Origin of the sequence: Prevotella sp. P5-108 (assembly GCF_002251385.1) — a bacterium.
Lineage (GTDB): Bacteria > Bacteroidota > Bacteroidia > Bacteroidales > Bacteroidaceae > Prevotella.
In genome coordinates this window covers 1-21,161 of sequence record NZ_NPJJ01000039.1, presented here as the reverse complement: position 1 = coordinate 21,161, position 21,161 = coordinate 1, and the positions used below count along the sequence as shown (strand labels likewise).

The 21,161-nt window shown below is 56.5% G+C and carries 18 protein-coding genes and 1 rRNA gene; 11 read left to right on the top strand and 8 right to left on the bottom strand.

What is annotated here, in order from left to right:
• Positions 1-338: 338 nt before the first annotated feature.
• From CIK95_RS08070 to CIK95_RS08030, 9 genes are all read left to right on the top strand, one after another.
• Positions 339-1,697: an ATP-binding protein gene (locus CIK95_RS08070; protein WP_094466743.1), complete on the top strand. Its 1,359-nt coding sequence runs from the start codon at positions 339-341 to the stop codon at positions 1,695-1,697.
• A 567-nt stretch (positions 1,698-2,264) separates the two neighbouring features.
• Positions 2,265-2,633, top strand: coding sequence for a LytTR family DNA-binding domain-containing protein (locus tag CIK95_RS08065; protein WP_022310374.1), 369 nt, complete (start codon positions 2,265-2,267; stop codon positions 2,631-2,633).
• A complete protein-coding gene (locus tag CIK95_RS08060) occupies positions 2,624-3,235 on the top strand; it encodes an FHA domain-containing protein (RefSeq protein WP_022310373.1) in 612 nt (203 codons plus the stop codon). The genes CIK95_RS08065 and CIK95_RS08060 overlap by 10 nt, the downstream gene beginning before the upstream one ends.
• The gene (locus CIK95_RS08055) at positions 3,216-4,118 is read left to right on the top strand and encodes an SUMF1/EgtB/PvdO family nonheme iron enzyme (protein ID WP_158215115.1); all 903 of its coding nucleotides are present in this window, start codon (positions 3,216-3,218) and stop codon (positions 4,116-4,118) included. Before CIK95_RS08060 ends, CIK95_RS08055 begins: the two co-directional genes overlap by 20 nt.
• 35 nt (positions 4,119-4,153) lie before the next feature.
• Complete coding sequence (locus CIK95_RS08050) at positions 4,154-4,906, top strand: caspase family protein (RefSeq protein WP_158215114.1); 753 nt, start codon at positions 4,154-4,156, stop codon at positions 4,904-4,906.
• Positions 4,907-5,144: 238 nt separating this feature from the next.
• A complete protein-coding gene (locus CIK95_RS08045; RefSeq protein ID WP_094466740.1) occupies positions 5,145-6,086 on the top strand; it encodes a hypothetical protein in 942 nt (313 codons plus the stop codon).
• Positions 6,087-6,098: 12 nt separating this feature from the next.
• Positions 6,099-6,539: an FHA domain-containing protein gene (locus CIK95_RS08040; RefSeq protein WP_022309721.1), complete on the top strand. Its 441-nt coding sequence runs from the start codon at positions 6,099-6,101 to the stop codon at positions 6,537-6,539.
• Entirely contained in the window at positions 6,532-7,557 is a 1,026-nt protein-coding gene (locus tag CIK95_RS08035) for a PP2C family serine/threonine-protein phosphatase (protein WP_144007780.1), read from the top strand. Before CIK95_RS08040 ends, CIK95_RS08035 begins: the two co-directional genes overlap by 8 nt.
• A gap of 97 nt (positions 7,558-7,654) precedes the next feature.
• Positions 7,655-9,316, top strand: a complete 1,662-nt coding sequence (locus CIK95_RS08030) for a protein kinase (protein ID WP_094466738.1) — start codon at positions 7,655-7,657, stop codon at positions 9,314-9,316.
• A 92-nt stretch (positions 9,317-9,408) separates the two neighbouring features.
• On the opposite strand, the gene CIK95_RS08025 is transcribed toward CIK95_RS08030, so the two are convergent.
• The 6 genes from CIK95_RS08025 to CIK95_RS08000 all read right to left on the bottom strand — a co-directional run bounded on the left by CIK95_RS08025 (position 9,409) and on the right by CIK95_RS08000 (position 18,549).
• On the bottom strand, positions 9,409-9,702 hold the full coding sequence (locus CIK95_RS08025; RefSeq protein ID WP_094466737.1) for a RyR domain-containing protein: 294 nt from the start codon (positions 9,700-9,702) through the stop codon (positions 9,409-9,411).
• Entirely contained in the window at positions 9,683-12,214 is a 2,532-nt protein-coding gene (locus tag CIK95_RS08020) for a hypothetical protein (RefSeq protein WP_144007779.1), read from the bottom strand. The genes CIK95_RS08025 and CIK95_RS08020 overlap by 20 nt, the downstream gene beginning before the upstream one ends.
• A 197-nt stretch (positions 12,215-12,411) precedes the next feature.
• Complete coding sequence (locus tag CIK95_RS08015) at positions 12,412-13,860, bottom strand: MFS transporter (RefSeq protein ID WP_094466735.1); 1,449 nt, start codon at positions 13,858-13,860, stop codon at positions 12,412-12,414.
• 460 nt (positions 13,861-14,320) lie between these two features.
• Entirely contained in the window at positions 14,321-16,798 is a 2,478-nt protein-coding gene (locus CIK95_RS08010; RefSeq protein WP_094466734.1) for a bifunctional UDP-N-acetylmuramoyl-tripeptide:D-alanyl-D-alanine ligase/alanine racemase, read from the bottom strand.
• The gene (locus CIK95_RS08005; RefSeq protein WP_371591397.1) at positions 16,782-17,639 is read right to left on the bottom strand and encodes a GSCFA domain-containing protein; all 858 of its coding nucleotides are present in this window, start codon (positions 17,637-17,639) and stop codon (positions 16,782-16,784) included. The genes CIK95_RS08010 and CIK95_RS08005 overlap by 17 nt, the downstream gene beginning before the upstream one ends.
• Before the next feature lie 13 nt (positions 17,640-17,652).
• Complete coding sequence (locus CIK95_RS08000; RefSeq protein ID WP_094466733.1) at positions 17,653-18,549, bottom strand: SUMF1/EgtB/PvdO family nonheme iron enzyme; 897 nt, start codon at positions 18,547-18,549, stop codon at positions 17,653-17,655.
• 812 nt (positions 18,550-19,361) lie between these two features.
• On the opposite strand from CIK95_RS08000, the gene CIK95_RS07990 reads away from it, so the two are divergent.
• Together CIK95_RS07990 and CIK95_RS07985 are read left to right on the top strand one after the other, a co-directional pair.
• Complete coding sequence (locus CIK95_RS07990; protein WP_094466732.1) at positions 19,362-19,988, top strand: hypothetical protein; 627 nt, start codon at positions 19,362-19,364, stop codon at positions 19,986-19,988.
• 11 nt (positions 19,989-19,999) lie between these two features.
• A complete protein-coding gene (locus CIK95_RS07985; protein WP_094387738.1) occupies positions 20,000-20,296 on the top strand; it encodes a transcriptional regulator in 297 nt (98 codons plus the stop codon).
• 293 nt (positions 20,297-20,589) lie between these two features.
• Here the strand turns inward: CIK95_RS07985 and tnpB are convergent, their stop codons facing one another.
• Positions 20,590-20,916, bottom strand: a complete 327-nt coding sequence (gene tnpB / locus CIK95_RS07980) for an IS66 family insertion sequence element accessory protein TnpB (RefSeq protein WP_094466731.1) — start codon at positions 20,914-20,916, stop codon at positions 20,590-20,592.
• A 164-nt stretch (positions 20,917-21,080) separates the two neighbouring features.
• A 5S ribosomal RNA gene (gene rrf, locus CIK95_RS07975) occupies positions 21,081-21,161 on the bottom strand; the annotation flags it as partial.

Genomic DNA, 21,161 nt, shown 5'->3' with positions numbered 1-21,161 from the left:
TGAAATCTTGTAAAACAAATCAGTTCAACTAACAGAACTTGTAAAGTAAAACAGAGAACTGAATAAAAGTAGTAAACCTAATTAGTTAATCGCATCCAATTCTGTCAACTAATTTTAGGAATAGTCAGTATGTATGACCACCACCCGCCGCGAAATATGGGAAAATGTGAAAATCGAGCCTATTTCGATACGGATTATGTGAAAAATTGCGCCAAATCTGATGAGATTGTGTGAAAATATAGCCATTTTCGGGGCGGATTATGTGAAAAACAGTGCCATTTATGATGCGGATAACGTGAAAATCACTATCTTTGCACCTATAATCAATGTTTCGCGATATGGAAAGACTACTCAGAAGAAAGGTGGACAGCTACTTGACGGCCTGGAAGAACAACCCAGACAGAAAACCGCTTATCATCAAAGGCGCCCGGCAGATTGGCAAGACCCGTTCCATCGAATGGTTTGCCTCGCAGAACTACCAGAGCGTCATTGAAATCAACTTTGTAGAGCAAACGAGGTACAAGGCCATCTTTGACGATGGCTTCGAGGTAGACACCATCCTCAAGAACATCTCTCTGCTCAATCCCGAGCTGAGGTTCATCCCCGGCGCCACCCTGTTCTTCTTTGACGAACTGCAGGCATGCCCCAACTGTGCCACCGCGTTGAAGTTCTTCAAGCTCGACGGCCGCTTCGACGTCATCTGCTCTGGCTCGCTGATGGGTATCAACTACCGTGAGATAGAGTCCAACAGCGTGGGCTACAAGGAAGATTACGAGATGCACTCCATGGATTTCGAGGAATTTCTGTGGGCCAAGGGCTATACCGAGGAATTCGTAGACGACCTGTACCAGCACATGCTTGAGGTCAAGCCCATCAGCAATCTGCAGATGGATATCCTCTTCGGTCTATTCCGCGACTATGTCACGATAGGCGGCATGCCCGAGGTGGTCAACACCTACATCCAGAACAAGAATTTCAGTGGCACCCTGAGCATACAGAGGCAGTTGCTGAAAGACTATGAGGAAGATATCACCAAGTATGTCGACGGGCTGGACAAGGCAAAGGTCAAGGCCGTCTACAACCATATCTCCACATTCCTGGCCAAGGAGAACAAGCGTTTCCAGATAACCAAGATTGCACGCAATGCACGCAACAGAGACTATGTGGGATGCGTAGAATGGCTTGCTGATGCGGGTGTCATCAACATCTGTTATTGTCTGAACCAGCCGGAACTGCCGCTGAAGGGCAACTATGACCCCAAACTCTACAAGATATACTACAAGGACACCGGGCTGCTTATCGCGTCGCTCGACGAAGAGGCACAGGAGGACTTGAGAGCCAACAAGAACCTCGGCACCTACAAGGGGGCTATCTATGAGAACGCCGTGGGAGACATGCTCGTGAAGCAAGGCTACCGTCTCTATTACTACAGCAACGACAGGCCCGCCCTGGAGATGGACTTCTTTATCAGAGACGCCGACTCGTTGATTCCGGTCGAGGTGAAGGCCAACGACAACGCGACCGCCTCGCTCAACAATCTGCTCAAGGCCGACAAGTACCCCGACGTAAGGTACGGCATCAAGTTGGGGTATAAGAACATAGGATTCAATGGCAGGTTCTACACCTTCCCCTATTTCCTCACGTTTCTGCTCAAGCGGTTTGTGGCAGAGCGAGGCCGCCACATCGCGACGGAATAGCCTCCACGCCCATGCACCATGACCGCCAACCCGCCCGAGGTCGCCTTCATCCTCATTTCAAGTCACGAAATGGAGGATGCGTAGCGTGATTTACTTCTTGCCAGCCTTGCAACGGTCATTTCATGGTTTGAAACCAACTTTCCGATAGTCTCTGCCCGCTTTCGCTGCATCGGCGGGGGCAGCGCCGTGGTCACAGGGCTGTTGTCGGCATGCGCCTTGCCTGGCAGAGGAGGCTTGGCAGCAGCCGAATTTACTCTGGTGGCAGCAGAGGTCACTCTGGTGGCTGCCGAGGTTACCTTGGTGACTGCCGAGGTTACCTTGGTGGCTGCCGAGGTTACCTTGGTGGCTGCCGAGGTTACCTTGACAGCGACAGGGCGTCGCTCCGTCCTTCGGTTACGGGCAGACGATGGTGGCAGAGAGCGTCATTTTTGCCCCATATCTTATAATAAGGTAAAAAAATGGGCAAATTGTAAAGTTTATTCCGATAATTATGTTTACCTTTGCTATTGCTACCACTCCTGCGCACAGCCAGAGTGTTACGGCATGACTGATTAACTCCAAGGAAAGATGAAACAGATAGTCTTCAACCGCCGCAACGAACTGCTTCGGGTCCCCCTCACCCGTGCCATGTTCTACGAAGCCTTCGGCAATTACTGCTATGGCGTGTTCCCTAACAAGCAGAAAATCATGCTGCCCGTGAGCCTCGGTGAGGTCGAACAGCTGATACGCGTCAAGCCCGAACCCGACCAGCCGGTATTCATCCGCATCGGCAAGCGGTACATCGTCAACACCGAGATGATAGTCCAGGTCAACCTTAGCACCCAGCGACTCATCCTCTCTGACTTCGACCACCCCGACCACTTCGCCCTGCCCATCTCCAAGGAGGCCCTCAAGGAAATCAAGAAACTCTACGAACAGCAAAAGATATGGAAATAGGACAAACCATCACCATAGGCCGCATGGGCCAGCAGCCCATGCACATCGCCGACACCAGCGTGGACCCGCAGCACGCCAAACTGACCCGCACGGGTACCGACACCTATCAGATAGAAGACCTCGACTCTACCCGAGGCACTTTCGTCTTCGGCATGCGCATCAAGCGCAAGACCGTCAAGACCGACACGCCCTTCTTCCTGGGTCAGCACAAGACCTCGGTAAGACAGTTGCTCACCGACCTGTCCACTATTGACCTCGGGCAGATATGGGCCAACTACGAGAACGAAAAGAAGAAGTGGGACCGATATTCCACGATGGTCAACTCCATACGTATGCTCACTCCCATCATCACCATGCTGCTCGCGCAGACCGTGGGCCAGGACTGGATGATATCCATCATCGTGCTGGCGGTGGTCATTGCGATAGCCGTCGTGGCAGGTGAGAAGGTGCTCGAAAAGAAGACGCTCGCCATATCGGCGCTCAATGCCTCTATGCAGACCACCTACGTCTGCCCCCACTGCCACAAGTTTCTGGGACTTACCCCCTATGAGGTGCTCAAGGCCAACCGCTACTGTCCCGGTTGTGGCGTGCCCCTCAAGTAACATCGCCCGCCCGGGCATCACCCAAACCCTTACCACCATGCGCATCACATCTCTACTCATCGCCATTATGCTCACAGCCCTGGCCACCGAATCCGGAGCGCAGGGCATCATACGCCCCAAGACATCCACTACCACCAAGCCCACCACCAAGCCGCAGCCCCGTGCGCAGGCGAAGAGACCTGCAGCGGTGGCCAACCCGCTGAAGAAACTGGCTGCCGACATGGTCTATGTCGAAGGCGGCACCTTCACCATGGGTGCCGCTGCCGCCGAAGACTACTGGAATGCCGAGAATGCCAAGCCCGCCCATCAGGTGACCGTGCGCAGCTTCTACATCTGCCGCTACGAGACCACCCAGGCGCTCTGGCAGAAGGTGATGGGGCACAACCCGTCGGAGCAGAAGCTCGGCGGCAACCACCCCGTCGAAAATATCACGTGGAACGACATCCAGGCGTTTATCCAGAAGCTCAACGCCCTCACCGGCAAGCACTACCGGCTGCCCACCGAGGCCGAATGGGAGTATGCAGCCCGTGGCGGACGCAAGAGCGGCGGCTACCGCTACAGCGGCAGCAACCAGATAGACGACGTGGCATGGTATAGCGACAACACCCACGACCGCCACAAGCCCGTAGGCACCAAGCGCCCCAACGAACTGGGCCTCTACGACATGTCGGGCAATGTCTTTGAGTTCTGCGGCGACGGCTATCAGCCCTACTCTGCCGCCCCGCAAAACAACCCTGTACAGGAATCTCCCAAAGGCGACCACCCACTGCGCGGCGGCAGCTATGTCACACACGAAAAAGACTGCCGATGCAGTTACCGCTTCGGCCAGTCATCTACCTACTCCCATACCCACTTCGGTTTCCGTCTGGCCATGTCAGAATGATACGCTCCCTCACGCCAACCTCCATCCTCAAGCCTATGAAGAAGATACACCTGCTGCTCCTCGTGATGGCCCTTGCCATCAGCACCGCCACCTACGCCCGCGACATCTACGTGGTGTCGGTAGGCATAGCCAAATACAAGCATATCAAGCCCCTCCGCAAGACCGAGAACGATGCCGCCACGATGGCAAAGCTCTACAAGACCCACACGCGCCATGTCACCACGCTCACCGGCAGCGACGCCACCCACGACCGGGTACTCGCCACGCTGAAAGAGGTATTCGGCAAGGCGGGCAAGGACGATATCGTGGTCTTCTTCTTCAGCGGTCATGGCAGCAAGGGCGGACTCTGCGCCTACGATACCCACAACGAGCAGACACTCATCAGCTATGGTGAAATCAAGGCCGTGCTGCGCCAGTGTGACGCCAACAACAAGCAACTCTTCATCGACGCCTGCTTCTCGGGCGGTCTGCGCGGTGGCAGAAAGAGCTCGAGCGCCAGCCAGACCTTCGGCAACAGCCAGGGCGTGATGCTCTTCCTCTCGTCGCGCAGCAGCGAGACATCGCGAGAGAACCCCTTCGGCCCCAACGGATACTTCACCCAGTATCTGGAGAAGGGCATGAAGGGCGCCGCCGACACCGACCGCAACCGCATCGTCGAAGCCAAGGAGATATTCACCTATGTCGCGCAGAAGGTGGCCCAAGCCACGCACGACAAGCAGCACCCCGTGATGTGGGGCAAGTTCAGCGACACGATGCACATACTCAACTGGAATCCCAAGCGCAAATAGGCCGTCCCTCCGTGCATCGCGCCAGCAGCCGGGCAGTCCTCCAGCTCGACCACAGCCCTCTCGGCGCTTCCCGGGCTAATCCCCACAGCCGCATCGGGACACAATTCTGCCGCTTTCTGCCATTTCGTCACGCCAGATGGGCATTTCATCCACTAAGGGGGAAATCGTTTGGAGGCCATGGATTATCTCCTTATCTTTGCAGCAGAAATCAATAATAACCCTATAAAACATTACCACTATGTTTGACAACAATGACACCATCCGCAACAAGCAGAAGACTGGCAACAATGCCAAGGAAGAGAAGCGTAATAACGACAAGACTACTGCCAAGGCAGCAGCCGCAGCCATATTGGGTGCAGCGCTGGGTGTAGGCGGTGCCAACGCCGTGCAGGCTGCCACCACCGAAGAGCCCGAGGCTCAGCCCGCCCCCCAGCAGACCCAGCCTCAGCCTGAAGCCAAGCCCGAACCCAAGCCAGAGCCCAAGCCAGTGGAGGAAGAGCAGCACGAGGGAAAGGAGCACGTAGAGCCTGTAAAGGTGGAAGAACCCGAGCATCATGAGCCGAAGCCCACTCCCGCCGCCGACAACGACGAGAGCATCATCATCCACTCGGTAGAGACCGGTCAGGACGAAGACGGAAACCAGTATATGTTGGCACACGCCACAGTCAACGGCAACAACGCCGTGCTGCTCGCCGACGAGAACGGACACATACAGACAGCAGCCATCGACATCAATGGCAACGGCGAGGTGGAAGAGGGAGAGATAGGCAACGTGAGCGAAGCCAACCTCTACATCAACGGCAACTCCGTAGAGGTGCACCAGCCCGAGGTACAGGTAAGCGCCGCCGAGAACGAGCCCGAAGTGCGCGTCATCTCGGTAGAAAACGATGTCGACCTCAACGGCCAGACCGTAGACGTGGCTGCCGTAACCATCAACGACCAGAACGTCATCTTCGTAGACAGCGACCAGAACGGCGAGGTCAACGTGATGGTTACTGATGCCAACGGCAACGGCGAGATAGAGAATGACGAAATGGCAGACGTGACCGAACACCACATCGCCATGCCTACCGCCGACGACGTGATGCAGCCCGGTGTGACAGAGGTAAGCGACCCCATGGGCGGCGACGACCTGCCCGACTACTCCAACAATGCCGACATCACCATGTACGACGTATAATAAGCAGAGACAATGAATATAGCACTCAAATGCCCACACTGCAAGGGCGTAATCAATGTAGTTGCCGCTGCCGGTCTGGAGGCGAAGAACGCAGAGTGTCCCCACTGCCACAAGAAGATGAAGATAGGCGACTTTCTGCCCTGTCTCTCTCTCCAGGTCGACGACAAGCGCTACCAGTTGCGCTTTGGCAGACAGTGGGTGGGACGCCAGACCAGCAACAATACCGCCGAGATACAGATACCCGACCCCAGCAACTACATGAGCCGGCGCCACGCCGTCATCGAGCTCACCTGCCAGCCCACGGGCATACGCTGCACCTTCGAGGAGCATGGCACCAACCCCACCTCACTGCAGGGCGTGGAGCTCATCGAAGACGACATCGTCTACCTCAATGTCAACGACTGTATGATGCTCGGCGACAGGAGGATGTTCCTCGCCAACCAATTTGAATAAAACCACTACGCTTATGGACAAGCAGACCAACCCTACCGCATCTATCCGCCTGGGCGAGATAGCGTGCTACAGTGAAATAGGACAGAAGGCCAACCAGGAAGACTCCATCTTCCCGGCCATAGGTGAAGCCACCGCCAACCAGCGCGTGTTCTTGGTGTGCGACGGCATGGGCGGCCACGAGCACGGCGAGGTGGCAAGCGCCTGCGTAGCCAAGACGGTGGGCGAGAAGACGGCAGTCTTGCCGCTCAGCACCACCGCCGAGATGCGCACCGTGTTTGAGACGGCGCTCGAAGCAGCCTACGACGAGCTCGACGCGATAGACACTCCCCCATCCACGGGCCGCACCATGGGTACCACCCTCACCTTTGCAGCCTGCTGCAGCGACGGCGTGCTGGTGGCTCACATCGGCGACAGCCGAGTCTATCAGCTGCGTCCGGGAGCAGGCGTTGTCTTCCGCACCCGCGACCACTCGCTGGTGTTCGACCTCATCGCCGCCGGCGAACTCACCGAGGAAGAGGCGCGCGACTTCCCGCAGAAGAATGTCATCACGCGCGCCGTGCAGCCCCATCAGGAGCGGCGCGACCGGGCTTCCTTCAACGTCATCACCGACATACGCCCCGACGACGTGTTTGTGCTCTGCAGCGACGGCGTGGTCGAACAGCTCACCGACGATGACCTCTGCCGCCTCATGCTCGACCACGACACGCTCGACAACCGCATACGCTCGGTGGCAGAAGCCTGCCGGCTGCAGCAGACGCGCGACAACAACACCGCCTATGCCTTCAGCATCGAGGGCGGAAGCGTGACCGCGCAGCCCGAGGTCAAGGTAGAGGCGGTCAAGCCTAAGGGCAAGAAGAAGGGGCATACCTGGGTGTGGCTGCTGTTGCTCGCCATCATCGCAGCTCTGGCGCTGTTTGTCATCAAGACCCAGAGCGGCGATGCCAAGGGCGACAAGCAACCAGCCCAGACCGAGCAGCACGACAACAACGCACCCCTGCGCACCATCAAGCACAAGTGACGCTGGTGCAGAGCGCCATGCGGCGGCAGGGGCGACACCCACTGGCGGCGCATGGAAGGAAAAGAAATCAAGGAAATAACCAATAACAAAACTACAAATGGCAGTTAACAACAACGAACGCGAAGGGCTGCTCGCCATCGGTACCTTGCTCTCCAACGGCAAGTACCGCATCGAGCAGTATCTGTCGTCGGGCGGATTTGGCAACACCTATGTAGCCACCGACCTTGCCTTTGACGAGAAGGTGGCTATCAAGGAGCTGTATATCAAGGGCGTCTGCGGACGCAACGAGGCCACCAACGAGGTGGCTATCACCCTGACAGAAAACCAACGCACCTTTGAGGCTCAGCGGGAGAAGTTCCGCAAGGAGGCACGACGGTTGCGCCGACTGAGCAATGCACACATCGTGAAGGTACACGACCTCTTCGACGAGAACGGCACATCCTACTATGTCATGGACTTTATCGAAGGCGAAAGCCTCGGAGCCCGCATCAAGCGGATGGGGCACCCCATGTCGCCCGCCGACATCATGCTGACCCTCCCCCAAATACTCGACGCGCTCGAGACGGTACACAACGACGGCATCTGGCATCTCGACATGAAGCCGGGCAACATCATGATAGACCGCAAGGGCAACATACAACTCATAGACTTCGGTGCGAGCAAGCAGTTGCGCAACTCCGACGGCCAGTCGCTGGCTACATCGTCGGCGATGGCATACACGCCGGGCTATGCACCGTCTGAACAGATGGAGCAGAACATCGAGAAGTTTGGCCCATGGACCGACCTCTACGCGCTGGGCGCCACGCTGTTCAATCTGCTTACCGAGCAGACTCCGCCGTCGCCCTCCGACATCGACGACGATGTCAACGAGGCCATCATCCAGTATCTCCCCGCCACGGTGAGTACCAAACTGAGAGACCTCATCGTATGGCTGATGAAGCCCAACCGCAAGATGCGTCCGCAGAGTGTGGCCGACGTGCGCCAGTATCTCGCCGAGACCATCACGCAGAATCCCCAGGCCAAGCCGAAGCCCACGCCCAAACCCGCTCCGGCTCCTACGCCCGAGCCCACACCAGCTCCCGAGCCCGCACCGGAGCCCAGCACCAGGTTGCGGCGTAAGAAGGGCGAGCCCGAGACGCCAACGCCAGCCCCCGAGCCGACTGACTACGACGACACCGACAATAGCAGCTTCCGCCGAAAGGTCATCATGATAGCGGTAGGCGTGGCTGTCCTGCTGTTGGGTTACTGGATGCTGTCCAAGGGTAACGGCGGCACGACTGCCGGAGCACCCGGGGGCATGGTGACCGACGCGACCATCAGGATAGACAACGGCCCTGAGAACCTGAGAACCTTCACCTATACAGGAGAGGCATCGATAACCATCAATGACCAAGGCGACACGCTGTCGGTCATCCCACAAGGTTCTGGCCATGCCACCTATATGGGCACCACAGACATTCCCTCGTCTGAATATACCGGCCAGTTCAAAGATGGCCTCCCCGACGACGTTTCCGATGATGCCAAGATGGTATTCAGCAACAACGACACGTATGTAGGTTCCTTCAGCAAGGGCAACTATTATCGCGGTACTTACACCATAGGCGAAACGGGCGCCGTCTATCGTGGCACCTTCAGCCAGGGAGTCCCCCACGACGGCTACTGGTATGACAAGAGCCACAACCCCACAAGCCGCGTCAACGGCGGCCAAGAGGTGGCTGACACAGCAGGCATACCGCCATACGACAAGGCTCTGCAGTAACTTTAGCACTACAGGATAGCATAATCCCCACCCTCATGACAACCATGAGAGTGGGGATTTCTGTTTTCTATACATCCTCCAGCAGAGCCTGGTCAGCCCTTGTTGATTTTGAAGCCGAGCTTGAGGATGAGCTTGATGGTTTCGAGCGACGTATTACGGTCGAACTCGCGCTCCTCGTCGGTCAGGTCGTCGTAGGGTACAAGGCAGGGATGGTGCTTGGCGGCATCGTCGCGGCGGGTGCCATAGGTCCAGCCTTGGGCGATACGGGTGGCAGCCCACACTTCATGCACGTTGCGACACATGTCGTCGATGAGCGGAGTGAGTTCGGCGGGCAGACTGATGTCCGATGTGTCTACGGGATGGGGTTCATACTTGGTTTTGGTCATGACTATGGAAATAATTGTTGATGGTAGTGGTGACTACGACGAAATCGTAGAGCTTGTAGTCGGGATAAGCGCGGCCGTCGGGCTTGGTAGCGTCGTCCCATCCCGCGAGCAGACTCTCGGCGTCGAGAGCCTCCCAGGGCATGAGGCAGTTGTGCAGCCGGTAACGCTCATTGCAACTGTGCCAAGCGCCGAAGGGCAACTGCTGCGAGAGCGTGGGATGGTCGCCGTAGTATCTATATCCCAGCGCCTCGTGGGAACCATTCCAGCGCAGATGCTCCAGACGGGCAAGATTGCGGAACAGCAGCTGGTCGGCAGCGTTATAGCCGATTGCGGCGGAGGGGTGGTCTCCGCTGTCGGAGAGATGGCCGCCGCTGTCGGGGGCTGAGTAATCGCCCTGCGCCTCGACTATGCCCTCGAGCAGATGCTCATGGGCAGAAATGCGACCGAACTTAGGCACACGCCCATCGGCAAACCACGACGAGAGAGCACTGTTGGCGGCGCAGACACGCTCGATGATGTAGAGCTTGGTGAAGGCGTGATAGGCGTTTTCGACATCCTGCATCTCCTTACGCCTCAGCTCGCCATAGGCTTCGAGGGTGTGGCGCCCGAGCAGTATCTCGCGGCGGAGCGCCCACTCGTCCTTGGTGCCGAGCCGGTTGTTGACGGTGCAGTAGGCGCGGTTGTAGAGACGGCCCTCGGCCTCGAAACGGCTCTCCACAATATTGCCGAAGGTATAGATGCTGGCAGCCGAGCCGAAGATGACGATATGCTCGGCAAAGGCTGGGGTGCCCACCTGGTTGTAGTGGTCGGCGATGTCGCGCATGTGGGGCTCATAGTAGCTGGAATAGGAGCGCACGAATATCTTGAAGCGGGAGATGTCGACGCGGTTGCGGCGCACGTAGTTGAAGATGTTGACTGCGGCAGAGATAGACTGCTCGCTGTCGCCGAGAGCCACCACGACATAGTTGACCGTAGCAGCCACCTCGTCGAGCAGACTGTAGAAGTCGGGCGAAGAGATGTCGCAGTCGTGGAAAGAGTAGAGGTCGCGGCTGCCCTCGCCGTCGAGAGCGGGAGCCGAGGAGAGGAAACGGCCCTTGAGCTGGTCCATGCCGGCATCGACGACATGGCAATGATACTCCGACCGCATGACCTGGCGGTTGGCGTTGTCGCTGCCGGGCTGGTCGTCATCGACCGAAGAGAGGCTGGAAACAAAGGCGCCAAACTCGTGGAGATAGCGCACGGCATCCTGACCGCTCTCGCCAAAGCCTACGACCAGCGAGGTGAAAGGCGAGGTGACGGTGCCCACATTGTGGGTGGTGTCGAGTTCGACAAAGCGTATGGGGTGATAGTCGGGCGTGCTCTTGAGCTGGTCGATGCTGGCATGCGACGAGTCGACTATCTTGACGTCGAGGTTGCTGGACGAATAGGCGTCTTCGACCACGCGGCTGGCACTGTCGTAGCGGGCGTGGCTGTAGATGGTGACCTTGTGACCCTCGACTTCGGCAAAGCGGCGTATGTCGCTGTCGGCACAGATGTTGGCGGTGGCGCGGAGATTGCTCTCCTGGTCGTCGCCGAGCATGAAGAAGTGGAGCTCGCCACGGGTCTTGCCGATGAGGCGTGCCACCTGGCCCAGCGCCAGTTTGCCGGCAAGCACCTGTGTGCCGTCATTGCGCTCGGCAGCGGTGAGCTCGCAACGGCTCAGACGGGCAAAGGCAGTGGCGGTAAGGCAGTTGAGCTCCTTGAGATGGTCGAGCTCGCGGTTCTTGAGCGACAGGAAGTCGAAGAGTCGGTCGAGCCCGGTGGGAGCACTGGTCTCGTCGCCGTCGTCGGCAGTCTTGACAAAGACCAGACGGTAGGTGCCGGCCTTGAGGGTACGGCGTATGTCGGCGGCGAGCAGATAGGAGGGCTCGTTGATACCCCAGAAGATGAACAGGCGCTCGCGCATGGCACCGCTACAACCTGTGGCCCAGAGCTGCACACGCGCCATGAGGTTATAGCCGAAGTGCTTGATGACAAAGAGCATGCTGACGGCTGCCGCCATGAAGTGGGCGAGCGAGAAGAGCGTCATGAAGAGCAGATTGGAGTGGAACTCCTCGTGCACGGCACTGATGTCGCTGTCCATTACAAACATGCCGAACGCGTGGACAACGCCCATTGGCGTCTGTCGCAGCAGACGCAGGAAGGAGTCGACAGTGAAACCGGCGGCATCGTCGCTGACGATAAACATGCCGACGGTATAGATACAGAAACCGAAAGTCCACGTAAGGAGGAAAAGCAGGGTGAGATGGCGTTCTACAAAGCGCCAGAAGCGGCTCCATCGCCCGTTCTCCATGCGGTAGAAGACGGCTGCCACCACAAAGGCTACAAGGATAATGCCCACAGCCATCAGTGCCGAGAGCGACATGAGGCTGCCCACATCGGCATTGCCCGCGGCGCCATCGCCATTGGCCGAACTACACGAACTCATCACTGCGCCAAGCGCCAAAAGGGGTAAGGATAACAGCTTCTTCATTGACTATGATTGTTATAACGGTGAGAGACGCCGGCGTTACGGCCGACAACATCGATGTGCAAATATACATATTATTATTGATAACAGACGCCATAGGTAGCAAAAAAATGGCGGTCAGCCCCACCAAAAAGGCCCAAAGCCCCATCCCGCTTTAGGGATTGGGCTTTGGGCCTCTATGGTTTGGGGGTATAAAGCCGTCAGGCCTTGACGGGCATATAGCGGGGCACAAGCAGTTTCATGACGAGCCAACCGGCGATGTAGGCCACAGAGCAGTAGCAGAAGATGAGGAAGTAGCCAGCCTCCTTGCCCTGGAAACCGCAGAAGACGGTCTGTGCAGCCTCGACATGGTCGAGCAGACGGCCAGAGACGAAGTTGATGAGGAACGAGCTGAGTCCGCCTGCCATACCGTTGATGCCGGTGATGGTGGCCACAGCCTTCTTGGGGAAGAGGTCGCTGCCCACAGAGAAGAGGTTGGCCGACCATGACTGGTGGGCGGCGCCCACGATACCGATGATGCAGATGGTGAGCCAGCACGAGATGGCGCCCAGCGTCTGGGCCACAAGTCCCAGCAGGGGGAAGAGGGCAAAGATGAACATGGCCTTCATGCGGCAGTTGTAGGCGTTGCCTCCGGTGCGGTTGATGAATATGGTGGGCAGCTTGCCGCCGTAGAGCGACAGCATCGTGATGGCATAGAGGGTGAACATGAGCATCTGGGCCATGGTGCTGTCTGACGTATAGCCATAGACATCACTGATATAGGCGGGCGTCCAGAAGAGGAAGAACCACCACACACCATCGGTGAGGAACTTGCCCATAAGGATGGCCCAGGTCTGGCGCAGGCGCAGACACTCGAGGATAGAGAGCTTGCGGCCGCTGTCGGCGTCGGCGGCAGCGTCGTCATGACTGTCCTGGAGTATGTACTCGCGCTCGGCGGCGTTGACGCGCTTGTTGGTCTGCATGGGCTGATAGATGAAAATCCAGATGCCCATCCACACGAAGCCCAGCATACCGATGACCACAAAGGCCATCTCCCATCCGTTGCCCACGCCCATATCCTTGAAGTAGCGTGCCAGGGTGGGGATGCACAGGGGCGCAACGAGGGCGCCGATGGTGGCTCCGGCATTGAAGATGGCGGTGGCGAAGGCGCGGTCTTTCTTGGGGAAATATTCGGCGGTGACCTTGACAGCGGCGGGGAAGTTGCCGCTCTCACCGGCAGCCAGCACCACGCGGGCAGCCAGGAAGAACCACACGCTGACCATAGACACCGTGGCTGCCACGTCGCCGGCAGCGCCCACGAGCTGGGCTGCATCGTCGAGACCTACCCACAGCTCGGTGGCCCAGCCACACAGGGCGTGGAGACAGGCGCCGGCAGACCACACGCCGATAGCCCAGAGGTAGCCGCGACGGGTGCCCAGCCAGTCGATGATGCGACCGGAGAAGAAATTGGCGATGGCATACATGATGGAGAAGGCGGCGGCTATGTTGCCATAGTCGGTATTGGTCCAATGAAACTCGGGAGCGATGAAGTCTTTCCACGTGAGCGAGAGGGCCTGGCGGTCCAGATAATTGACAGTGGTAGCGAAGAAGAGCATCGCGCAAATTACCCAACGGAAGTTGGTCTTTCTGGTAGTCTGAATATTATTCATGTTTTAAGGTAATTATACTTGTAGGGGCAAAGGTAATCAAAAAAGTTGATACCATGACGGCTATGGCGTTTTTTCTTGCAAAAATCGACCGATGCCACCGTCCCGGGGTTGCAGCCATGCCGTTTTGCGCCCGCCGTGGAGGGCTTCGGCCATAGCCCAGCCGCATCGACGGGCGTGGGCACGAGGGCCACGGCCCTTGCCATCATCGGCAGCGGCGAGGCCATGACCCCTGCCGGCTCGTAACGGAAGGTACGTAGGCTCGTATCAAATGTCACGAGGGCACGTATCAATAGGCACGAAGGCTCGTAACATACGATACGAGCCAGCCAAGCGGCTCCCAGCGCTTCCGAAACGGCTCATACAGAGCCCCTACCCCATCGTCAAGGCACCAAAAAGCTCCGCCTGCAAGGGGAAGACCATTGCAGGCGGAGCCATGTATAGGGTAACGGGTGAGGAGGCGTCAATCCTGATAGTAGACGCGCTTCACACGGTTGGAGATGCCAGTGAGTATCTCGTAGGGGATGGTGTCGATGGCGTCGCTGAGCACGGTGACGGGCAGATGCTCGCCGAAAATCTCGACGCTGTCGCCCTCGGCACAGTCGATGTCGGTGACGTCAATCATGCAGACATCCATACAGATATTGCCCACATACTCGGCGCGCTTACCGTTGACGAGGCAGTAGCAGTGGCGGTTGCCGAGATGGCGGTTCAGACCGTCGGCATAGCCTATGGGGATGGCGGCTATCACGCTGTCGCGGGTGAGCACTCCCTTGCGGCTGTAGCCCACCGTATCGCCAGCCGGCACGTGGCGCAACTGCAGGATGGTGGTCTTGAGCGTAGACACGGTGTTGATGATGGCATTGTTGCGCGAGTTGATGCCATAGAGTCCCAGCCCTAAACGGCACATATCGAGCTGGCGTTCGGGGAAGTGCTCGATGCCGGCAGAGTTGTCTATGTGGCGGAGGATATGGTGGGAGAAGGCAGACTGGAGCCGGCGGCTGCCCTCGTCGAAGAGAGCAAACTGGCGGGCACTGAAATCGTCGAAGCTGTCGCTGTCGGAACCCACAAAGTGGGAGAAGACCGAGCGGGGGATGACGGCGTTCTGATGCTGCAGACGGTCGATGAGCCTGTCCATGTCCTCGCGGGGATTGAAGCCCAATCGGTGCATGCCGGTGTCGAGCTTGATGTGTACGGGATAGTCGGTGATGCCCTCCTTCTCGGCTGCCTTGATGAGGGCCTCGAGCAGACGGAACGAATAGACCTCGGGCTCGAGGTCGTAGTCGAACATGGTCTTGAAGGCGGTCATCTCGGGGTTCATCACCATGATGTTGGCGGTGATGCCGTTCTTGCGCAGGGTGACACCCTCGTCGGCCACAGCCACAGCCAGATAGTCTACGCGGTGATCTTGCAGGGTCTTGGCTATCTCGACCGACCCGGCGCCATAGGCGTCGGCCTTAATCATGCAGACGAGCTTGGTTTCGGGCTTCATGAAGGACCGGTACCAGTTGAGGTTCTCGACCACGGCAGAGAGGTTGACCTCGAGGATGGTCTCGTGGACCTTGCGCACGAGGAGCTCGGTGAGGCGGTCGAAGCCGAACTTGCGGGCGCCCTTGAGCAGGATGACCTCGTCGCGGAGGGTGTGGAAGACGGGGCTGGCGACAAAGGCGTCGACGCTCTCGAAGAACGACTTGTCGGCGATGGTTATCTCGTCGGCAGCGGCACAGAGCTGGGGGCCGATGCCGATAAACCGCTCTACACCACGCTGCAGGCAGAGCTGCGCCACCTCGCCATAGAGCGACTGCGGGGTGAGTCCGCTCTGCTCGATGTCGCTGAGGATGAGCGTGCGGCGGCGTCCCTGATGGTCGGGGCGACGGCGCATGAAGTCGAGGGCTATGTCGAGCGAGTTGACGTCGGAGTTGTAAGAGTCATTGATAAGCGTACAGCCGTGCTGTCCCTCCTTGACCTCGAGGCGCATGGCTATGGGCTCGAGCTGCTGCATGCGCTGGGCAAGGTCGGCGGCAGAGACGCCCAGGTGGAGGGCTACGGTGGCGCAGACAATGGAGTTGGAGATAGAGGCGTCGTCGATAAACGGCAGCTGGTAGTGCTGCTCGGCGCCACCCTGGTAACTGTAGGTCACGACGGTATGGGCGTCGCCCTTGTCGATACGGCTGATATACATGGGGGCATGGGCATCGGTAAGAGACCAGCAGAGGCGCTCGCCGGGATAACCGGAGGCTTCGACCTCGGCGGCTATCACGCTGTCGTCGGCATCGTAGACCACGGTCTGGGCGTCGTGGAAGAGCTGAATCTTCTCCTTACACTTGGCCTGCATGGACTCGAAGTTCTCCTGATGGGCTGCGCCGAGATTGGTGAGCACGGCGATGGTGGGCTGGATGATGCCACGCAGGGCACGCATCTCTCCGGGCTGGCTGATGCCTGCCTCGAAGATGCCCAGCTGGGTATGCTCGTTGAGCAACCACACCGAGAGGGGCACACCTATCTGTGAGTTGTAGCTGCGGGGACTGCGGGTGACGCAGACGTCGGGCGACATGATCTGATAGAGCCACTCCTTGACCATGGTCTTGCCATTGCTGCCGGTGATGCCCACCACGGGAATGTCGAACTCATCGCGATGACGCTCGGCAAGCCGCTGCAGCGCCTCCAACGAGTCGGTGACTTTCAGGAAGTTGGCATGGGGATAAAGGGTGGCATAGTCCGTGGGGACGTGCTCGACCACAAAGTTGTTGACTCCACGGCGATACAGGTCGGGGATGTATCGCGTACCGTCATTGCGCTGAGTTTTCAGGGCAAAGAAAAGCGTTTCCTCTGGGAAACATAACGAACGGCTGTCAGTAAGGATGAAACCTACGCGGGCTTCACCGTTGCCGTATCTACGCGCACCGATGAGTGTGGTAACCTTCTCAATAGTATAGGTCATTTCTCTCTATCTTAAAATTTAATGCAAAGTTATTATATTTTTTTGAAAGTGCGTCGACTCTCGCCATGGTTTTATTCATAAAGTCTTTATATTCGGCACTCTCGGGGTCGAAGGGGCGGTGGCTGAGGGCGGCCTTGACGGGCTGCCACTCGGCGAGGAACCGGGTCATGGCGCTGCCGAAGTAGACGCGGCCCATGCACTCGTGGATGTAGGCCACGGCCTGGGTGCTGGGGTGTATCATGTCTTCGGCATAGAAACGGTAGTCGCGCAGCTCGTCGTTCATAATCTCGTAGGAGGGGAAATAGCTGACATGCGGATGGCGACGCTCTATCTCGGCGGTGGCAAGCAGGAGCACCGACTTGGACAACTGGCTGCCGTGGAGTCCGTATTTGCGATAGCGGATGGGGCTCACGGTGAGTATCACGCGGGCTTCGGGCCAACGGTGGGCTATCAGGGCGATGGTCTGCTCAAGGCTCTCGACCGTATCGTCGACCGTCATCTCGCGCTCCTCAAAGAGCTGCTGCGGCCGCTTCTGACAATTGTCGACCACCTCGCCCGTGGCGCGGAGTATATAGATGTGGTTGGTGCCGAGGGTAATCACGACGGTATCGACCCTATCGTCGGGAGGCAGTTCGTCGGAGAGTCGGGCGATGGTGTGGCCCACGCTGATGGGGTTGTACATCACGCCGTAGGGGTTGACCGTGACGCGGAAGCAGTCGTCGGCAAAGAGTCGGCCCATATTGTCGGCAAAGCAGCTGCCCACAAAGAGCATGCGCGAGCAGGGCTCTATCTCGAAGTCAGCACGCGGCAGGTCGACTGGTGTATGTAGTTGCAGTGGCATAGGCGTGTTCCTATTATTCATGCATTACCAATCGAAGCCCCGTAGCCTCGTCATTATAGTCGGGGGATTGACCATAACGAGTAGAGATGTGGCATGCCTCAACAGTATGGCCTATTCCGCCATCACGATACACGCGTAGCTCACCGCTATCTGGGCCGGTGGGGTCAGACTGGGCCGCGGCAGAGTAAGGGGCGAGCCAGTCGCTGCACCATTCGCTGACGTTGCCTGTCATATCATAAAGTCCGAGTTCGTTCGGGGCCTTCCGGCCCACTGGCTGGACAGTAGAAGTATTATAACAATGCCAAGCCACTCTCCCTATAGTATTACTACCGCTATATTGATAGCCCTTGCTCACATTGCCACCACGGGCGGCAAACTCCCATTGTGCCTCTGTGGGCAAGCAAAAACTTATCCCAGAGTAGCCCGACTTAGCCTGGGCAAGCGCGGTAAGGCGTGAAAGGAATGTCTGGCAGTCTGTCCAAGAGACATTGGTCACAGGAAGATTTCGGCCCTTCACCTTAGAGGGGTTGGAGCCCATCACAGCCTCCCACAGGGCCTGGGTAACCTCGTACTTGGAAATAAAAAAGCCATCGACGGTAACAGTATGCACCGGGAACTCATCTGGATAGGGATTTTTCATCTGCGGGGTGGCTCCCATCTGGAACGTACCGCCCCGAACGTAGACAAAACTATAATAGAGGCTCTTCCACTCAGAGGCGAAAGTGGGCTTGGCACTGGTCTGCTTATTCCGCGCCGTAGCAGGTTTGGTCTTGGACCTGGCGGCTTCGGTTTTACCTGTCCTCGCATTACGATTAATGGTCGGATTGTGCTTAATGATGCCCTGCCCATCGGCCTCGGCTGCAAGCGCGAGGCACAAGAGAAACAGGAAAGCTCTACATAAATGCTTCATATATGTACGTTTTAAGAAATAATCAATAAGCAAAAGTAAGAAAAATATATATTTTGCAGGCTACAAGTGACGATTTTTTTCGGTAGAGGGTAAAAAAAACAGATACGAGTGGGTGGCTGGCCAAGCATAGATAAATGCCAAAACTGTTGGACGATGTCGCATAAAAGGCAATGCCATCGACCAGAGTATCGGGGGTATCAGGGGCTCTGTGGAGGTCATGACAGGCGGCCATCTCGCACACATTAAAGCTGTCCACAGTGTCGGCAAACATGACACATACAAGAGTAACAATTGATAACTTTGGGGCAAAAGTACGCAAGATATAAATAACAACAACAGCTACAGGCTGTTTTTGGGGGTGGCGGCAGTGAAGTTGACACAAAACAGGGGACAATATGGCTGTAGCCCCCAAAGAACTGATAGGATGAAATCAGAAATTGCTGCCATTTTGATGGCAGTTGGTATGTATATATAAATAATGTGAACACAAGCCTCCTCTGCGAAACTATAGATTGACGGAAACAAGAGAAAGAAGGCTACACGCTCGCGGCAGGGAGGCCTCCTGGTCTTGCAAATATGGCGAAAAATCTCGCGAATTGGGTGACAGATTGTCTCATTTCGGATGGGAAATGTTAAAAAAACCATCTCCGCGCAAAGAAGTTTGCACAATAACTTGGTTTATATCATAAACATTATTATCTTTGCCATGCAATCCGGAACTGCGATGCCTTTGTCAGACCTTTCTGCAGGAGGAACGACGGGCATGAGTGAACAAAACAAGTCGTTTAACATCCAAGAAAACTCAAGAAATCATGGAAGAAACAACAAACATGACTGCCGAGCGCAGTCTGGAAATCATCCGAGAATCGATAGAACGCAGCCAGCGCACAATCAACAAGAATTCTGCACTGCCATTAATCTGGTGGGGCGCTTGTGTAGTAGCCTTTTCATTGCTCATTGCCTATTTGTGGAATAATTACGGTGGGCCTGTATGGAATTTCTTATGGGCAGCGATGTCGCTGGTAGGTTACGCAGGCAATAGGTTGATTGACAAAAAGCGGGAAACCATCCCAACAACATTCGTGGGCAAAGCCATCGGATATGTATGGGCTACATTTGGTGTATTCTGCTGTAGCATGGGCATGATTCTCGGCTTGGTCGGAAGCGGAGTCCTGCCGATAGAACTGGTTTTACCTAAGGTGTATGCCTTCGGATGCCTTACAAGTATCATCTCCTTGTGCTTCGGAATGGGTACAACCATCATGGGACTGATACTGAGAAACCGCATCATCCAGGCTTGTGGCCTGATTGCTGGCATCGGAGGCTTTTTCGGCGCATTGCATTTCCCAGACCACATGCAGCTCTATGTGATGGCAGTTGTAGCAACGGTCGGGCTGATTGTTCCTGGCGTAATTATTCATTTGCATAATAAGAGATAAGGAGGAGATACATGTTCCAACCATTAGACCCGCTGTTGCACGCAGAGTTGCGACTGGCTGTCATGTCGCTGCTCATCAGCGCCGACGAGGCCGAGTTCCCATACATCAAGGAACAGACGGGAGCCACGGCGGGCAATCTGAGCGTACAGATTGACAAGCTCTCAACGGCAGGCTATATTGAGATAGAGAAAACTTTCAAGGGCAAAAGGCCTTGCACCATCTGCCGGATTACCCCAAAAGGAAGACAGGCTTTCGAGAAATATGTTGAAGCCTTGAGGGACTATCTTGAAGTGGCAAGCAAAGGCTGAAAGGACAGCTCTGCCAGCCTCTCTCGTACCGACATTGTACCACGGCCGTGATAAATGGCTATGGCACAATGTCGGTTATCAATTATATCGAACCATTCAGGGTAATCCATCGACATTCGCGCCCAAAGAAAGCCATAACCGCATCACCCCATGGGAACATATGTTGCAGAAAGTAAACAGTAAAAACGGAATGGAAAAGGCGGCTTATTCGGATGGTTACGCAGAAAGAGAGGGTATCTGCCAGCATCGTCATTTTACAGCAAATGGTATCGCCCTGCGGACTTATTGCCGTGTTACCCCCAATATTTCGGATGGTTACCTTGTTTCGGATGGTTGCGTTCATACCAGCGCATAGACCTGAAGCCTATGCCCTGACGAAGAAATATGCGAGGATGGAAACGGCCTTGCTCCAAACGTTTGTAGTACATCACATAACCTCCACGTTCCCAATGGAGCAACTTCATGCTCGTGCGAGACTTGCCCACAAATACATACACATCACCATTACTCGGTTCCAGACCCACTTTCCGGACCTGTCCATACATACCATTCACTCCATTGCGCATATCAGTCGGATGCTGCGCCATAACTATACGGTTGTCCTCATTCAAATTGAACATAACTTTTTTTGAGGACAAAGGTAAACAGTCTCGACAAAATGGAAAAGGCGGCTTGTTTCGGATGGTTACCTTGTTTCGGATGTTACCTTCTTCTTTACCCAAATATGACACATGTACAAACGAAAAGAGCCTCAGTCACTGTCGTGACCAAGGCTCTTCGTGAAAAAGGGCGGCTACCTACTCTCCCGCATTGCATTGCAGTACCATCGGCGCAAGTGGGCTTAACTTCTCTGTTCGGAATGGGA

What these genes read in the sequence shown, in the direction of transcription:
- CIK95_RS08070 (WP_094466743.1), top strand. Translation starts at nt 339, where the DNA reads ATGGAAAGACTACTCAGAAGAAAGGTGGACAGCTACTTGACGGCCTGG.
- CIK95_RS08065 (WP_022310374.1), top strand. Translation starts at nt 2,265, where the DNA reads ATGAAACAGATAGTCTTCAACCGCCGCAACGAACTGCTTCGGGTCCCC.
- CIK95_RS08060 (WP_022310373.1), top strand. Translation starts at nt 2,624, where the DNA reads ATGGAAATAGGACAAACCATCACCATAGGCCGCATGGGCCAGCAGCCC.
- CIK95_RS08050 (WP_158215114.1), top strand. Translation starts at nt 4,154, where the DNA reads ATGAAGAAGATACACCTGCTGCTCCTCGTGATGGCCCTTGCCATCAGC.
- CIK95_RS08045 (WP_094466740.1), top strand. Translation starts at nt 5,145, where the DNA reads ATGTTTGACAACAATGACACCATCCGCAACAAGCAGAAGACTGGCAAC.
- CIK95_RS08040 (WP_022309721.1), top strand. Translation starts at nt 6,099, where the DNA reads ATGAATATAGCACTCAAATGCCCACACTGCAAGGGCGTAATCAATGTA.
- CIK95_RS08030 (WP_094466738.1), top strand. Translation starts at nt 7,655, where the DNA reads ATGGCAGTTAACAACAACGAACGCGAAGGGCTGCTCGCCATCGGTACC.
- CIK95_RS08025 (WP_094466737.1), bottom strand. Translation starts at nt 9,702, where the DNA reads ATGACCAAAACCAAGTATGAACCCCATCCCGTAGACACATCGGACATC.
- CIK95_RS08020 (WP_144007779.1), bottom strand. Translation starts at nt 12,214, where the DNA reads ATGAAGAAGCTGTTATCCTTACCCCTTTTGGCGCTTGGCGCAGTGATG.
- CIK95_RS08015 (WP_094466735.1), bottom strand. Translation starts at nt 13,860, where the DNA reads ATGAATAATATTCAGACTACCAGAAAGACCAACTTCCGTTGGGTAATT.
- CIK95_RS08010 (WP_094466734.1), bottom strand. Translation starts at nt 16,798, where the DNA reads ATGACCTATACTATTGAGAAGGTTACCACACTCATCGGTGCGCGTAGA.
- CIK95_RS08005 (WP_371591397.1), bottom strand. Translation starts at nt 17,639, where the DNA reads ATGCCACTGCAACTACATACACCAGTCGACCTGCCGCGTGCTGACTTC.
- CIK95_RS08000 (WP_094466733.1), bottom strand. Translation starts at nt 18,549, where the DNA reads ATGAAGCATTTATGTAGAGCTTTCCTGTTTCTCTTGTGCCTCGCGCTT.
- CIK95_RS07990 (WP_094466732.1), top strand. Translation starts at nt 19,362, where the DNA reads ATGGAAGAAACAACAAACATGACTGCCGAGCGCAGTCTGGAAATCATC.
- CIK95_RS07985 (WP_094387738.1), top strand. Translation starts at nt 20,000, where the DNA reads ATGTTCCAACCATTAGACCCGCTGTTGCACGCAGAGTTGCGACTGGCT.
- tnpB (WP_094466731.1), bottom strand. Translation starts at nt 20,916, where the DNA reads ATGTTCAATTTGAATGAGGACAACCGTATAGTTATGGCGCAGCATCCG.